This window comes from Flavobacteriales bacterium (genome assembly GCA_016124845.1).
GTDB lineage: Bacteria > Bacteroidota > Bacteroidia > UBA10329 > UBA10329 > UBA10329.
This window is the reverse complement of record WGMW01000002.1, coordinates 30,313-46,080: the sequence shown is the minus strand read 5'-3', so window position 1 is coordinate 46,080 and position 15,768 is coordinate 30,313. Positions and strand designations below refer to the sequence as shown.

The window sequence follows — 15,768 nt, the reverse complement described above, 5'->3', positions numbered from 1 at the left end:
TAGGGACGATGAAACCACTTGTTAAGGACAAATCCATCTTATCGCTGGTTGAACATTTGGAGTCCAAGTTTGGCAAGGACTCTTTCAACATCACTGATTACTGGGAGGGAGATCTCTGCGCCATTGGCTTCTCAGACCTGAAGAATCAATTCCTGATTTATGTATCGACTTGGAAAAGAAATAAATACGAATACTTCGTTAACCTGGAAGACATCTCCAAAGGAGAAGATACTCATATCGTTATTCAAAGTTTTGAGTGTGTTGATCTGAAAAAATTGGAAAGCCTCTTTACTTCACACATTCTAAGAGATTAAGAAACATGTGCGGCATTACAGGATTTTATTCCATGAACGGACCTGCCACGGCAAGCCCTTACGCTGAGAAACTGGATGCCGCTATTGAAACCATGGCGCTGCGCGGCCCAGATGGTTCTGGAAAGTATATTGAGGCGAGTGCAGCGCTGGGTCACGCCCGTTTGGCAATCATTGACACATCCGCTTCAGCCAACCAGCCGTTCACGGATAATTCTGGTCGATACACCATTGTATTCAACGGAGAGATCTATAACTACCGTGAAATCCAAGGAGAATTAACGGATTTCAATCCAAGAACAACTTCGGATACGGAAATTCTGCTTCAAGGCTACATTGAATGGGGAGAGAAAGTGCTTAAGCGGTTGAACGGATTTTTCGCTTTCGCGATTCATGACAAAGAAACAGACGAGTTGTTTTTGGCACGTGACAGAATGGGAATCAAACCACTACTGGTTTACCAAGATGAGAATGCGATTGTATTCGGAAGTGAGATGAAATCGTTGATGGCATTCGGTATTCCGAGAGAGATCGATGTAGTTTCTCAAGCACTGTATCATCAGTTCAATTACACGCCCTATCCTGAAACGATTTTCAAGAATGTGGTGGAGTTGGAATCGGGGAGTTGGATGCGAATCAGTGGGTTGGAAAGAGACCCTTCGGCTTCGCTCAGGGTGGCAAACGGGGTCTTCTGGAGTATTCCGAAACCGACAGCACCGAAAACGAGACTGACTTACGAACAGGCGCAGCAGAAACTCCGTGATTTGATGGAGAAATCCGTGCAGCGCAGGATGATCGCGGATGTGCCATTGGGTTCGTTCTTGAGCGGTGGAATTGACAGTTCCATCATTGCCACATTGGCGGCAAGGCAAACTGATAAACTGAACACATTCTCCATCGGTTATGCTGATGAGCCGCTATTTGATGAAACGCATTATGCGGAAGCGGTAGCCAAGAAGATCGGCTCGAATCATACAGTTTTCAAGCTGACCAATGATGATCTATATGCCGACCTGCATCATGTGCTGAACTACATCGACAGGCCATTTGCTGACAGCTCTGCCCTACCCGTTCACATTCTGTGCAAGCATACGCGGAAACATGTAACGGTTGCACTTTCGGGCGATGGTGCCGATGAACTTTTCAGCGGCTACAACAAGCATGCAGCTGAATTCCGTGCCCGAAATCTTGGTTTGAAAGAGCAAATCGCAGCTGCATTGAAACCACTTTGGTTTTTGTTGCCCGCTTCGCGAAACTCAAGTTTTGGGAATACGGTTCGACAGCTGCAGAAATTCAGCGAAGGTGTTTCGCTCGGCCCGAAGGACAGGTTTTGGAATTGGGCCAGCTTTTGGCCAGAAAATGAAGTTGACAAGTTGATAAGAGATGGAGTTGACAAGTTCCCCCTTTCAAAGGGGGTGGCGAGGAATGAGCCGGGGGATTTAGCTGAACGAAAAAAGCGACTGACGGCTGAACTTGGCACGACCAATGATCTGGATGAAGTGCTTTATACCGACCTTCATCAGGTTCTACGTAACGACATGCTGACCAAAGTGGATCTGATGAGCATGGCCAACAGCTTGGAGGTTCGTGTTCCGTTCTTGGACCATGAATTGGTGGAATTTGCCTGTTCACTTCCAGAGGAATACAAGATCACGGCCAACATCCGAAAGCGGATCTTGCAGGAAACTTTCCGGGCGGATCTGCCGGAAATGCTTTTCAGAAGACCAAAACACGGTTTTGAGGTTCCATTGCTGAACTGGTTCAAAGGTGAATTGGATTCGCTTATCAAGGATGACCTATTGAGCAGGAAACTGATCGAGGAACAGGAAATTTTCAGCTGGAATGCCGTTCAGTCACTGATCAACAAATTGCACTCCAACGATCCGGGCGATTCGGCCACCCATATTTGGAACCTCATCGTGTTCCAAACGTGGTGGAAAAGGTATATTCGCCATTGACCAATGCCAAGGATACTTCGTATAGCCAACCGCTTCAACTTGGGCGGGCCTACTTTCAATGTGGCTTACTTGACCAAGTATTTGCCTGATAATTACGAAACGTTGCTGATCGGTGGCGATAAGGAAGAGAACGAGGCCAGTTCAAGTCACATCCTTCAAGACCTGGGCATCAGACCGGTCATTATTCCGGAACTGAAACGGGAGATCAGTCTTGGTGTGGATATGGCCGCCTACCGCGCCATAGAGAAGATCATTGACGACTTCAAACCAGATATTGTTCATACACACGCCTCCAAACCCGGAGCTATCGGGCGGTTGGCCGCACACAACAGAAAAGTTCCTGTGATCGTGCACACATTCCACGGGCATTATTTCCACTCCTACTTCGGGCGGTTGAAGACCAATATGTTCAAACAGATCGAGCGGTCGCTGGCCAAGCGAACATCCAAGATCATTGCCATCAGCGATATTCAAAAGCATGAACTTTCCGTTGAACACAAGATCGCGCCACCAGATAAGTTTGAGGTGATCCCGTTGGGTTTCGATCTTGACCGGTTCAGAACCAATACGAATGAGAAACGCAAAGAATTCCGAACGGAATTCAACGTGAAAGATGATGAAGTTGCCATCGGCATCATCGGCCGTTTGGTAGATGTGAAAGATCATCGGTATTTCCTTCGTTTAGTGCGGCACGTTTTGGATGAAACGACCAAGAAGGTGCGATTCTTCATCGTTGGAGATGGTGAGATGAGAACTGAACTGGAAGACTTCTGCCGAGAGTTGGAAATTCCATTCAATGCTTTTCCTAAGTACGAACCAAAAGAAGCTCCATTGACCTTCTGTTCTTGGCGAACGGATATTGACCGCATCAATGCCGGATTGGATATTGTGGTGCTCACAAGCAAGAATGAAGGTACTCCAGTGAGTCTGATCGAAGCGCAGGCAAGCGGAACACCAGTAGTATCAACCAACGTTGGCGGTGTAGAAAATGTAGTTGAACACGGAATTACCGGGCTGTTGGCAGAGCCGACTGATGAACTGAAAATGGCCGAGAATCTGATGAAATTGATTGAATCTGATGAACTCAGAAATGATATGGCAGTTAACGGATGGAGTCATGTAGGTGAGCGATTCCACTATTCCCGTTTAACCTCGGACATGGACCGTCTTTATCAACACTTGCTTGATCAAAACCAAGGATTCCGCAGCACGATATAATCTTAACTTTGCAGAAATTGAGTTGCGCATGCGATTAAAGATACTCGGTCTCGTACTTCTTCTTTCCCTTAGTTCCTGCGAGAAGTATCTCTACCCCAACCGTATGTTCCGAATCGGTTCTGGTCATGAATATGCAAGCTTTGGCGACATCGTAGAAAAAGAATATCGTCTGGCACCTGATGACATTTTGAACATTCGACTTTTCACGAACGAAGGTTCTGGGATGCTGAATATTGCTTCAGGAAGTACAGCAACCGTTGGTGCAAGTGCTGACCTGATTATCAGAATTGAATCCGATGGATTTAGTAAACTCCCGCTTTTTGGTAGAGTTTATCTGCAAGGTCTGACTGTTCGTCAGGCTGAAATGCTTCTGGAGGATCGATTTGCCCAATTCTATGAAGGTCCTTTTGTTCTAATCGAGGTTACCAACAAACGTGTTTTCATTTTTGCTGGAGACAACACGAGAGTAGTTACCTTGAAAAATGACAATACTACGTTATTCGAGGTTTTAGCTTCGGCCGGTGGACTTCCTATTACTGCTAAGTCAAAGAACATAAAAATAATTCGAGGCGACCTCAGGGCACCTTCTGTCTATTTGGTCGACCTGTCCACTATTGAAGGTATGACAAATGCAAATTTGGTCATGCAGGGAAATGATATCATCTATGTTGAAGTTAGAAGTCGTGTGGTTAACAGAACCCTTGCAGAGTTGGCACCTTACATTGCAATTCTAACCACCTTAAGCAGTACAATTGCTATTGTAATCCGCCTTGGTGCTCTTGGTAAATAGGAATGGAGAAACCATTGCAGAAAAATATCAGCTTTATTAATGACGAAATAGACATTGGTCTGTTGCTTGGAATCACTCGTCAAAATGTGCTGACCATTATAATACTCTTCACATTTTCTGCTTTCGTAGCATTTCTCTACCTGCGGTTCACCCCCCCAGTTTATCAATCAATTGCAACGGTCCAGCTCGGCTATGACACGCGAACCAATGCATTACTCCAAACAACCAATATATACAGTCAAACGATTCATCAGGAAATTGAATTTCTCCGCTCTCCTATTTCTATTAAAGAATCCCTTTCTAAATTACCGCTGGATGTAAGTTACATGATCAAAGGGGAAGTGCTTAGTTCTGAACTCTATAAGACCTCTCCCTATTCGATCTGGTATCAGGTAAAGGATCCCGGTATTTACAATCAACCCATTAATCTGAGTTTTACTGACAATTTTCGCGTGTATCTGGAATATAACGTGGGAGATGAGCTGGTAGCCTTCGAAGGTTCTTTGCTTGACACTCTGAAGACGGAAGATATTGCGATCAAAATTGAAATCAATAATTACGAACGGATTCTACAAAATCAGAATGAGGATAAGAACCTCTTTTATTTCATTATAAATAACGAAGAAAACAACCTTAACCGCTATTTAGCAAAACTGGAGGTTGAAATCCTCAATGAAGCTGCCAAAACAATCAATATCAAAATCAAGGATCACAATAACATCAAGGCCAAGGATATAGTCAATCAAATTGCTAACGATTTCATCGACAACGACAAAAAGAACAAGCAAAAATCTGCAGACGGAATATTGGAATTCATTGATGAACAGCTTGCCAAGATATACGACCGTCTTTATGATTCGGAAAATAGCATTCAGAGATTCCGAAAAGAACATGATATAGGTATCAAGAAAGAATCGGAAACAATTGGGCTTCCAAATGCGCAGAATCGAATGGAGAGTTTAGAAGACGAACTTGTGGATCTGTCGGTCGAACAAACCATTCTAGAGGAAGTCGAATCGGAAATGTCTCATAATGAGGGTCTTGATGTTTACAAGTTGGTCTCTCTTCTGGCCGGTTCCGAACTTGAAGGTGTTATTGCCAATTCACTGAAGAATCTTCAGTCGCTGCTATTGCAGCGTGAACAAATGCTTTATGTGGTCAAACCGACCAGCGATCAGGTAAAAGCACTCAACTATCAGATTGATATTCAGAAAAAACTGATTGTTGAAAGCGTTGGCTCTGTCAGACAGAGCATTGACAATAAAATCTCCGAAATCAACAATCAGATTGATATTTACAGAAAACAGATTTCAAAGAAGGAAAGTGACTATGATGAAATAGAATATTCAAGACTGATGCGCATTTACCGCGTCAATGAGAGTTTTTACAACACGTTGGTTGACAGAAAAGCTGAGTATTCCATTGCGAAGGCTGGATATGTTTCTACAAACAGAATTCTGGAGGAGGGAAAAATGGAAACCAGTCCAGTTTTCCCAGACCGTAAGTCGGTCATTACTCTGAGTTTTGTTGGAGCCTTGCTCCTAAGCCTCGGTATCATAATATTCAAATACCTCATCTTCAATCAGATAACATCAGTACGGGATATACTTAAACATATTGATGTTGCCGTACTCGGTGTAGTTCCCAGATACAAGAAAGATATTCCGAACTCACAGCTTTTGGTCGACAAAAACCCGAAGTCGATGATCTCAGAAGCATTCAGGGCCATTCGAACAAACCTTAAGTACATTTCATCCGAGGACAACCAATCCAAACTCATCTCCATCACGTCAACCATCTCTGGAGAAGGAAAGACGTTCGTGGCCATCAATTTGGGCGGAATCATCGCCTATGCGGGAAAGAAGGTGGTGATTCTTGACCTTGACATGAGAAAACCCAAGATCCATCTGGGTTTCAATGTGGAGAATGACAAAGGCATGAGTACGCTTCTCATTGGTCAGGATGAAGTGAAGGACTGCATCAAATCGAGCACGTTGGAGAACCTCGACTTCATCACGGCAGGCCCTATTCCTCCAAACCCTTCCGAGTTGATCATCAATGACAGGATGGACCTGGTGATCGCGGAGTTGAAGAAAACATATGATATCATCATCATCGACAACCCTCCTTGCGGTATTGTTACGGACGGTATTCTGAATATGCAGAAGGCGGATTATCCGATATACATCGCCCGGGCCAATTATTCGAAAAAACCATTCATCGACAACATCTATCGGCTGAAATCAGAGAATAAGATCAGTAATCTGTCAATTATCCTCAATGGCCAGGAAACTCAGAAGTCGGGCTACGGTTATGGATATGGCTACGGTTATGGATATGGCTACGGATACGGTTATGGATACGGTTACGGCTATGGCTATGGCTATGGCTATGGCTACTACGAAGAGGATGAGAATGAAGGAAAAGGCAATCTTATAAGCCGCCTTTTCAAAGGAAAATACGATTAAGAAAGAATGAAGCTGATCAAAACTGCGTTTGAAGATCTGTTTGTCATAGAATCAAAAGTTTTCGGTGACCACCGAGGATATTTTTATGAAGGATATAACCGAAACGTCTTGGAAGCGTTGGGACTGACAATTGACATAGCTCAGACCAATATATCCAAGTCGCAGGCCGGGGTTGTTCGAGGGCTACATTTTCAGAACCCACCATTTGCCCAAGGAAAGTTGATACGCGTACTTAAAGGTGCTGTTTTGGATGTGGTGGTTGACATTCGGAAGAACTCAAAGACCTACGGGAAGCATTATTCCATCGAACTTTCTGAAGAAAACGCGAAAGCCCTTTGGGTCCCTCCTGGTTTTGCGCATGGATTCAAAACCTTGGCAGACGAAACCCTTTTCTATTACGACTGTACGGAAGTTTACAACAAGGACTCGGAAGGAAGCATCCGTTGGAATGACCCTGAACTGAACATCGATTGGGGTATTGAAGACCCGATACTGTCGGAAAAGGACGAAGCTGCCCCCCTCTTCAAGGATTTCACCAGTCAGTTTTAAATCATATCTTCGAACTAAAGTCAGCCAGATAGTATGTTGAAGTTGGATGAGCAGCAGATCATTGTGGTATATGCTGCGTTCACGGTTTGTGCTGTTCTGTTCTCATTCCTGATCAATGGGCTTTTTCTGAAATTCTCCCGAACGCTCGGGGTCAAAAATCAGGATGAGACCATGGTTCGTTGGAGTTCCACCTCCAAGCCGGCATTCGGTGGCATTTCGTTTTACATCCTATTTCTGTTCTCCATTGCCTGTTATTCCATTCTGTTTGAAGCAGTAACCTACATCAACGATATTGTTCGATTTTTGGGCATCATGGCCGCTTGTTCGCTCGGCTTCGTGGTCGGGTTGGCAGATGACGCCTACAACACCAAACCCTTCCTCAAATTCTTCGCGCAGTTCAGTAGCGCCATTATTCTCATCGCCACAGGCACAAGCATCAACATCTCGGGAATTACTGCAATTGATTATTCTCTGACCATTCTTTGGGTTGTGGGACTGATGAATTCCATCAATATGCTTGACAATATGGATGGAATTACCACCACCGTATCCATCTCCGTGATCTTGGCCGTGCTGTACATGTTGGTCTCCAAAGGAGAAGCGATGAGCATTTATTTTATAACGCTATTGGGTGTTCTTGCAGGACTTCTCGGCTTTCTGTACTACAACTGGAACCCGTCCAAAATGTACATGGGCGATACGGGAAGTCAGTTCCTTGGAGTTTTCCTTGCTGCCATCGGGATTCTTTATCTGTGGAACGGACACGCAGCGCCCGATTTTCGAATTCAAACAAAACAGTTCATTGTAGCGTTATTGGTTTTTATAGTACCGATAATCGATACGACAACCGTGACGATCAACAGACTCTTGAAAGGACAATCGCCATTTGTGGGTGGAAAAGATCACACCACGCATCACCTATCCTATTTGGGATTGAGTGACCGTCAGGTGGCTTTGACCTTCTTCGGCCTTTCCTTCCTATCGGTCATCTTTCTGGTCATTATCGACCGCGTCATCAAACACTGGGAATACTTGCATTTTGGTCTGTTCCTTGCATATTTTCTCATCCTTTTTGGGTTCCTTTATGGTATAACCCGTGTGAATAAACACAAGGAGAAATGAAGTCAAGTAAAGAAACAACCCAGCGTATTCTGACAACGGCTGCTTTGGTGCTGGCGGTGATTCTTGGCCCTCAATTGTTCATTTTTTCAAGTGATGATGTGAAAACCGAGGACAAGACCTTCCAGGAAAAGTTCAATGAGGATTATCGCATCTACAGCCTGAACATTCCAGAAGACCTTGCCTTTTGCGCAGAAAAAGTTCCCGTGTTCGATCAAGATGTAAGAGAACGTCTGGACCGAGAACTCTTGGTGAACACTTACTGGCAGTCGAACAGCATGCTGTACCACAAGCGGGCAAGCAAGTGGTTTTCCGTTATTGAACCCATTTTGAAAGAGAACGGAGTTCCTGAAGATTTCAAATATTTGGCGTTGGTTGAAAGCGGATTGACCAACGTGGTCTCTCCTGCGGGAGCAGCAGGATATTGGCAATTGCTCAAAAACACAGGACAGGAGTACGGCTTGGAAGTGAACTCGGAAGTTGATGAACGATATGATGTTCGAAAATCAACGGAAGCCGCTTGCAAGTACCTCAAAGAAGCACATGAGAAATATGGAAGTTGGACCTTGGCCGCTGCCAGCTACAACATGGGTATGAACGGAGTTGAGAAGCAGTTGAAGCGACAGAATGCCAAGAACTATTATGACCTGCTGCTGAATGATGAAACCAGCAGATACGTGTTCCGCATACTTGCGGCAAAGGAAATTATCGAACATCCGACCAAATATGGCTTTCACTATCGATTGAAAGACCTGTATCTACCGCAGGAAACATACACGGTGAGTTTAGATACAGCCGTAAAAGACTTCACCGAATTTGCCGCCAAGCACAAGGTCAATTACAAGATCCTTAAGATCTTCAACCCGTGGCTGCGCCAAAGTTATCTCACCAACAAATCGCGCAAGCGGTATGAAATTCTGCTGCCGAAAGAAGGCTACTATGACATCAGTTCGATGGAACCTGATTCTTTCATCGATAGCATCCAAGCAGATACAGACACGCTTCAATCATCTGAGGGCGATGAGTGAGAACTTGGAATCCCAAGACAATTTTCTGGAAGTAAACGGTGCACGGGTTCATAACCTAAAGAACATTGACGTGCGCATTCCGCGCGACCGACTCGTGGTGATCACTGGTCTGAGCGGCAGTGGCAAATCATCCTTGGCGTTTGACACGATCTACGCAGAAGGTCAGAGACGCTACATTGAAACGTTCGCTTCGTACGCACGTCAGTTTCTCGGTACGCTGGAAAGACCCGATGTTGACAATATCACAGGGCTGAGTCCTGTCATCTCCATCGAACAGAAATCCACTAATCGAAGTCCACGCTCTACCGTGGGAACGGTAACCGAGATCTATGACCTGGTGCGTTTGCTTTTCGCACGCGCTGGCATCGCCTATAGCTACAATACGGGCGAACGGATGGTGAAGTATTCGGATGAGGAGATCATCCGCATCATCAAAACCGAACTTGATGGGAAGAAAGTGCAATTGCTCGCGCCTGTCATCAAAGGAAGAAAAGGCCATTACCGCGAACTTTTTGTGCAGATAAAACGGCAAGGGTTTCAGAAGGTGCGAGTGGATGGTGAAGTTCTTGACCTCGATTCGGACATCAAACTTGACCGATATAAAGTCCACGATATTGAAATTGTGGTGGACCGCATGCAGATCGATTCCAAAAGCACCAAGCGACTTTCCGACTCGGTGCAAATGGCCATGAAGCACGGCAAAGGCTCCATGATGACCTTGGAACATGATTCTGAGAATGTGCGCTTTTTCAGTCGCTCGTTGATGTGCCCGACTTCGGGAATCGCGTACGATGAACCAGCCCCAAACCTTTTCTCGTTCAATTCGCCTTATGGCGCATGCAAGAAATGTAACGGACTTGGAACCGTGGCCGAGATCTCAGCCGATAAGATCATTCCCAACCCAAAACTTTCCATTGCCAGGGGCGGCATTGCCCCTATCGGAGAATTCAAGAACAACTGGATCTTCCGCCAACTGGAGGCAATCGGTGAGAAATACGAGTTCACGTTGAAAGACCCGATCGCTGACATCTCGGAAGATGCGATGAACGTGATCCTTTATGGCAGCAGCGAAGTTTTCAAAGTGAAGGATGAACGGTCGAGCGGCAGCAGTTATTCCCTTTCTTTCGAAGGCATCATCAATTTCATCAGCCGCCAAAGCGAGGAAGGCGATAGCAAAGCCTTACAGAAATGGGCTTCGAGTTTCACACACTTGAAAACCTGCCCAACCTGCGAAGGTGCTCGACTGAAAAAAGAAGCGCTCCACTTCAAACTGAACGGAAAGAACATTGCTGAAATCTCTGCTTTGGACCTTCAGGAACTACAGAACTGGTTTGAGGCACTTCCTGCCACGTTTGATGACAAACAGGAGCTTATTGCCACAGAGATCATCAAAGAAATTCAAACCCGTGTTCAATTCCTGTTGGATGTCGGGTTGGACTATTTGTCGTTGGACCGACCTGCGCGTTCTCTTTCAGGTGGTGAGGCGCAACGGATTCGACTTGCCACACAGATCGGTTCGCAACTTGTTGGCGTGCTGTACATTTTGGACGAGCCGAGCATTGGACTTCATCAACGTGACAATCAGCGTTTGATCGATTCATTGAAGAAGCTTCGCGATTCGGGCAACTCAGTGATCGTGGTGGAACACGATAAAGATATGATGGAAGCGGCCGACCAAGTGATAGACATCGGGCCAAAGGCTGGAGTTTATGGTGGCGAAATTGTGGCCCAGGGTTCGGCCAAAGAACTGCTTGCGAAAGACTCGCTCACGGCTTCCTTTTTGAACGGTGGTCATCTCATCCCGATAAAAAAGACTTTCCGAAAAGGAAACGGAAAGAAGTTGGTGATAAAAGGTGCGAGTGGAAACAACCTTCAAAATGTGAATGCGGAATTTCCGCTTGGCAAATTCATCTGCGTAACGGGAGTTTCGGGAAGTGGCAAATCCACGCTGATCAACGAGACCCTCTACCCTATTCTGAACCGAGAGATCTTCCGCGCGCAACAGGTGCCAATGCCTTACGACAAGGTGAGCGGAATTGAACACATCGATAAGGTAATTGCCATCGATCAGAGTCCGATCGGCCGCACACCGCGCTCCAATCCTGCGACTTACACGGGCGTTTTCTCAGATATTCGCAATCTGTTCACGATGGTTCCTGAAGCGCAGATCCGTGGCTACAAACCTGGTCGCTTCTCCTTTAATGTAAAAGGTGGGCGTTGCGAAGAATGTCAAGGTGCTGGATTGAAGACCATCGAAATGAACTTCTTGCCCGATGTGCATATTCAATGCCCGACCTGCAACGGAAACCGCTACAACCGCGAAACGCTGGAGATACGCTATAAAGGCAAATCCATTTCGGATGTGCTCAACATGAACATTGACGAGGCGGTACAGTTCTTCGAAAACATACCTTCCATTCTTAAAAAGATAAAAACGCTGCATGATGTGGGTTTGGGTTACATCAAACTCGGCCAGAGTTCCACAACGCTTTCTGGTGGAGAGGCGCAGCGCATCAAACTGGCAGCCGAACTCAGCAAACGAGATACTGGAAAGACGTTCTACATTCTTGATGAACCGACCACAGGATTGCATTTCGAAGACATCCGCATTCTGCTGGAAGTATTGAATCATCTTGCTGATAAAGGCAATACAGTTCTGGTGATCGAGCACAATTTGGACATCGTTCGTAGTGCTGATCACTTGATAGACCTTGGTCCGGAAGGCGGAAAACGTGGTGGTTTGATCATGGAAACCGGAACACCGATCGAACTGGCGAAATCTGAAAAGACCTTTACTGGCAAGTTCCTTCGGAAAGAACTGGAAAGCCTTGGGGCGATGTAGGTGAACGCGCTTTGAACCTTCGCTGCACACTTATCGTACATTGCAACCGTTAATTGTATGTGATGACAGAGGACGATAAACGGATCGAACGTGCGCTGGAGCAACTCGACTGGACGGAGATCAAGAGCAAGGATTCTTGGCAGATCTTCAAGATCATGGCCGAGTTTGTGGAAGGATTTGAAACGCTGGCGCGCATCGGCCCATGTGTTTCCATATTCGGTTCGGCACGAACAGAACCGCACGACCCGAATTACAAATTGGCCGAAGACATCGCTTACAAATTATCGCTGCACGGATTCGGAATCATTACGGGTGGCGGCCCAGGCATCATGGAAGCTGCGAATAAAGGCGCGCGATTGGCCAATGGCCGTTCTGTTGGTTTGAACATCGACCTCCCTTTCGAGCAACACTCCAACCCTTACATCGATCAGGACAAACTCATCAATTTCGATTACTTCTTTGTTCGCAAACTGATGTTCACGAAGTACGCTCAGGGCTTTATTGTGCTACCTGGTGGTTTCGGAACAATGGATGAGCTCTTTGAAGCACTCACGCTCATTCAAACGGGCAAGGTCGCCAAGTTCCCCATCGTGCTTGTCGGTTCCGAATTCTGGGGAGGATTGATCGACTGGATAAAGAATGTGATGCGAGATCGCGCTGGCAACATCAGCGAAAACGACCTCGACCTCGTTAAACTGGTGGAAACTGCGGAGGATGCCGCAAACGCCATCAAGGAGTTCTACAGCAAGTACAGCATCAAGCCCAATTTCTGAGGCATTTCAAACATTTTCAAGTTCAGATCGAGTGCATGTTACGCTATCGTGAATTAGTAGAATTATTCTATTTTTACGCGCAGCTAACCAGCCCCAACAAGCGCAAAACCAATTGGATGAAGCTTAAACTTATACTTTCACTTCTTATTCTATCCATTTCGTTCGGCACTTACGCCCAAGATGAACCTGCAGATCAGAAGGTTCAAAAAGAGAAGAAAGAAAAGGAACCCAAAGAGGAAAAGGAAAAAAAGGAGAAGAAGCCACGCCCTCCTTTTTACGATAGCAAATTGCCTTACATCTATGTAGGTGGAGGTAACATGTCGCTCTTCGGAGATGATATTGCAAGCGGCATTAACCTATACAATACCACCAACTGGAAATGGGGATTCAACGCAGGTGTTGAGCACCGAACGTTCAGTGCGGTCGGTTTTGCCTTGAATTTTCTGTATGGTTGGGTCGGTGAGACGGAGCGGAGCACCATTGCTTCAACTGCCGACAACATGAACTTGGGAAACAGAAACGTTCAGACCGAGCTGATGAATGTTGACTTTAAAGTGAACGTTTATTTGGACAATAACTTGATCATCAATCGCGCTTCCCGTTGGTCTCCCTATTTGTTCGGTGGCGTTGGTTACATCTTCAAGATGACGCAGAAGACCGACCTGAAAGATGCGAATGGCCAGACCTATTATTATTGGTCACAAGGTGGCAGAGTTATGGACCGGCCATTTGTTCAAGGACAGGAAGGAAACGCGCAGGCGCTAACAGTTGACCATAAGTATGAGACCACGATGAAGCAATCGTTCGATGGAAGCAAGCTTCAGAAAAGTGCGGTCGCATTCCCGTTCGGTCTCGGTTTCCGATACAAGTTCGGGCGGATGTTCCATGCTGACTTCAGCGCTACTTACTATTGGACGTTAAGCGACCACTTGGACGGATACAAGAGCGGCAAGCAAACCGACCATTTTCTATACACATCTGTTGGTTTTGCGTATCACATCGGTGCCAAAAAGCAACAACCAGATTCATCTCAATGGGATACATTCGATTTCCTCTCAATGGACAATGCGGATGATGATGGTGATGGTGTGAGAAACATCGAAGACCTCTGTTCCAACACGCCAGCCGGAGCTGCTGTTGACGCTTCAGGCTGCCCGCTTGATTCTGACAATGACGGTGTTCCAGATTACCGCGATGCAGAAACTTCTGCCGATTCGGCCTTGGTTGACGCAAACGGTGTAACCATTGACCCTGACTTCATTGTGCTGCCTGATACCAATGCGGTTGCCCACGACATCATCTACGAAGCTTATCCAAATCTCGATCTTCCAAAGGTTGGCAACTATTACACGTTTGAGCAACCAAAAGAAGAAGAAGGGACAAAAGATCTGGGTGCTTTCGCTGTCGTTGACAGAAATGGTGACGGGTTCATCTCTGCTGATGAGATCACGTGGGCCATTGATGCATTCTTTGAAGGTGAACTTGATTTCTCTGCTGCCAAGCTTCATGACCTAATCGACTTCTTCTTCGATCAATAGAAAGGACCATGTGTAAGCAACTTCTTGCATTCGTTTTTCTTTCCGTATTCATCGTATTCGGAAGTTCTGCACAGGATTCAACCTCGGTAGCCTCCAAGGAAGAAGCCAAGGCAGAACGTGATGCCATTCGCGCTGACAGAAAGGCGTGGAACATGGAGCATACCATCTTCAAGCCCGTTATCGGTGTCGGTGCTGGGTTCTTCAACTATTTTGGTGAAGTGAACAATAATTCCCGCATCAATCCTGTGATCAACAACTACGGTTTTCAGGCAAGCGTGTTCAAAAACTTCAGTCCTTCCTTCGGGCTCGAATTTGATGTTGCTTACGGACGTATGAGTGCACGTGAAGGTTCTGTAGAACGCAACCTGAATTTTGCTACCGACATCGTTAATTTTAACTTGAAGGCCACCTACAATTTCGCTGGTATTCTGCGTGCTGGAAGATTCTTGAACCCGTTCATCTCGGTGGGTGTCGGTGCCATCAATTTTAATACAAAAGGAGACCTGAAGGACGGTAACGGAGTTGCTTACAACTACTGGAATGACGGTACGGTGAGAAGTTTGCCTCAACCTGCTGACGGTTCGAGCGAACCCAATGCGCAGGTTTTAAGGCCAGACTATGTTTATGAGACGGATCTGCGAAAAGCAAACCTGGATAGCCTTGGGAATTACAAGCAGTTTGCAGTTACAATCCCAGCGACATTCGGATTTCACTTCCGAGTTTCGCCACGTTCTGCCATCCGAGTGTCTTCAACGTTCTCTTACGCATTCACCGATCTGATCGACAACGTTTCTTCTGCCGGAACCGGTTCGCGCAAGGGAAATGCCGCAAACGACATGTTCCTATTCTCCTCCATATCCTATCATTTCGATTTCTTCTCTCCGAAGAAGATCAAGAAAACTCCTTATGACGACATGGAGTTTGAAAGTATGGAGGGTGATGATGATAAAGATGGTGTTTCAAACTTGAAGGACCGTTGTCCGAACACGCCTGAAGGTGCCGGAGCCGTTGATGAAGCAGGATGTCCGTTGGATTCGGACGGGGATGGCATTCCAGACTACCGAGATGCTGAATCTTCTACATCTGCGGATGCAATTGTGGATGAAAATGGTGTAACCATCGACCCTGAATTCATCGTTCTACCGGACACGAATGCTCTTGACCGTGGCATCAT

At 46.0% G+C, this 15,768-nt stretch carries 10 protein-coding genes and 2 pseudogenes; all 12 read left to right on the top strand.

The genetic code is table 11. The annotated features are described in order from the left end of the window. Window positions 1-8 precede the first annotated feature (8 nt). The 12 genes and pseudogenes from GC178_00440 (at window position 9) to GC178_00385 (ending at window position 15,661) form a co-directional block, all read left to right on the top strand. Window positions 9-314 carry a hypothetical protein gene (locus GC178_00440; protein MBI1286025.1) on the top strand — a complete coding sequence of 102 codons (306 nt, stop codon included), beginning with the start codon at window positions 9-11 and terminating at the stop codon, window positions 312-314. 5 nt (window positions 315-319) lie between these two features. After that, window positions 320-2,269: an asparagine synthase (glutamine-hydrolyzing) gene (asnB, locus tag GC178_00435; GenBank protein MBI1286024.1), complete on the top strand. Its 1,950-nt coding sequence runs from the start codon at window positions 320-322 to the stop codon at window positions 2,267-2,269. A 3-nt stretch (window positions 2,270-2,272) separates the two neighbouring features. Next, window positions 2,273-3,487, top strand: a complete 1,215-nt coding sequence (locus tag GC178_00430; GenBank protein ID MBI1286023.1) for a glycosyltransferase — start codon at window positions 2,273-2,275, stop codon at window positions 3,485-3,487. Beyond that, window positions 3,453-4,277, top strand: coding sequence for a hypothetical protein (locus GC178_00425; GenBank protein MBI1286022.1), 825 nt, complete (start codon window positions 3,453-3,455; stop codon window positions 4,275-4,277). The genes GC178_00430 and GC178_00425 overlap by 35 nt, the downstream gene beginning before the upstream one ends. Window positions 4,278-4,279: 2 nt before the next feature. Beyond that, complete coding sequence (locus GC178_00420) at window positions 4,280-6,745, top strand: polysaccharide biosynthesis tyrosine autokinase (protein ID MBI1286021.1); 2,466 nt, start codon at window positions 4,280-4,282, stop codon at window positions 6,743-6,745. A gap of 6 nt (window positions 6,746-6,751) precedes the next feature. Then, window positions 6,752-7,294 (top strand): dTDP-4-dehydrorhamnose 3,5-epimerase, encoded by a 543-nt coding sequence (gene rfbC / locus GC178_00415; GenBank protein MBI1286020.1) that lies wholly within the window; start codon window positions 6,752-6,754, stop codon window positions 7,292-7,294. Between the two features lie 33 nt (window positions 7,295-7,327). Further along, window positions 7,328-8,416, top strand: coding sequence for a hypothetical protein (locus tag GC178_00410; protein MBI1286019.1), 1,089 nt, complete (start codon window positions 7,328-7,330; stop codon window positions 8,414-8,416). After that, window positions 8,413-9,441, top strand: coding sequence for a transglycosylase SLT domain-containing protein (locus tag GC178_00405; protein ID MBI1286018.1), 1,029 nt, complete (start codon window positions 8,413-8,415; stop codon window positions 9,439-9,441). Before GC178_00410 ends, GC178_00405 begins: the two co-directional genes overlap by 4 nt. A 4-nt stretch (window positions 9,442-9,445) precedes the next feature. Then, complete coding sequence (gene uvrA / locus GC178_00400) at window positions 9,446-12,283, top strand: excinuclease ABC subunit UvrA (GenBank protein MBI1286017.1); 2,838 nt, start codon at window positions 9,446-9,448, stop codon at window positions 12,281-12,283. A 62-nt stretch (window positions 12,284-12,345) separates the two neighbouring features. Continuing rightward, window positions 12,346-13,056, top strand: coding sequence for a TIGR00730 family Rossman fold protein (locus tag GC178_00395; protein MBI1286016.1), 711 nt, complete (start codon window positions 12,346-12,348; stop codon window positions 13,054-13,056). A 1,070-nt stretch (window positions 13,057-14,126) separates the two neighbouring features. Beyond that, window positions 14,127-14,252 (top strand): annotated as a pseudogene (locus GC178_00390) (OmpA family protein). 1,280 nt (window positions 14,253-15,532) lie between these two features. Beyond that, window positions 15,533-15,661: pseudogene (locus GC178_00385) on the top strand (OmpA family protein). Window positions 15,662-15,768: the final 107 nt, after the last annotated feature.

Bases quoted from the DNA above. Each gene is read 5' to 3' on its own strand.
- rfbC (MBI1286020.1), top strand. From the start codon at position 6,752: ATGAAGCTGATCAAAACTGCGTTTGAAGATCTGTTTGTCATAGAATCA.
- GC178_00410 (MBI1286019.1), top strand. From the start codon at position 7,328: ATGTTGAAGTTGGATGAGCAGCAGATCATTGTGGTATATGCTGCGTTC.
- asnB (MBI1286024.1), top strand. From the start codon at position 320: ATGTGCGGCATTACAGGATTTTATTCCATGAACGGACCTGCCACGGCA.
- GC178_00405 (MBI1286018.1), top strand. From the start codon at position 8,413: ATGAAGTCAAGTAAAGAAACAACCCAGCGTATTCTGACAACGGCTGCT.
- GC178_00420 (MBI1286021.1), top strand. From the start codon at position 4,280: ATGGAGAAACCATTGCAGAAAAATATCAGCTTTATTAATGACGAAATA.
- GC178_00440 (MBI1286025.1), top strand. From the start codon at position 9: ATGAAACCACTTGTTAAGGACAAATCCATCTTATCGCTGGTTGAACAT.
- GC178_00395 (MBI1286016.1), top strand. From the start codon at position 12,346: ATGACAGAGGACGATAAACGGATCGAACGTGCGCTGGAGCAACTCGAC.
- GC178_00430 (MBI1286023.1), top strand. From the start codon at position 2,273: ATGCCAAGGATACTTCGTATAGCCAACCGCTTCAACTTGGGCGGGCCT.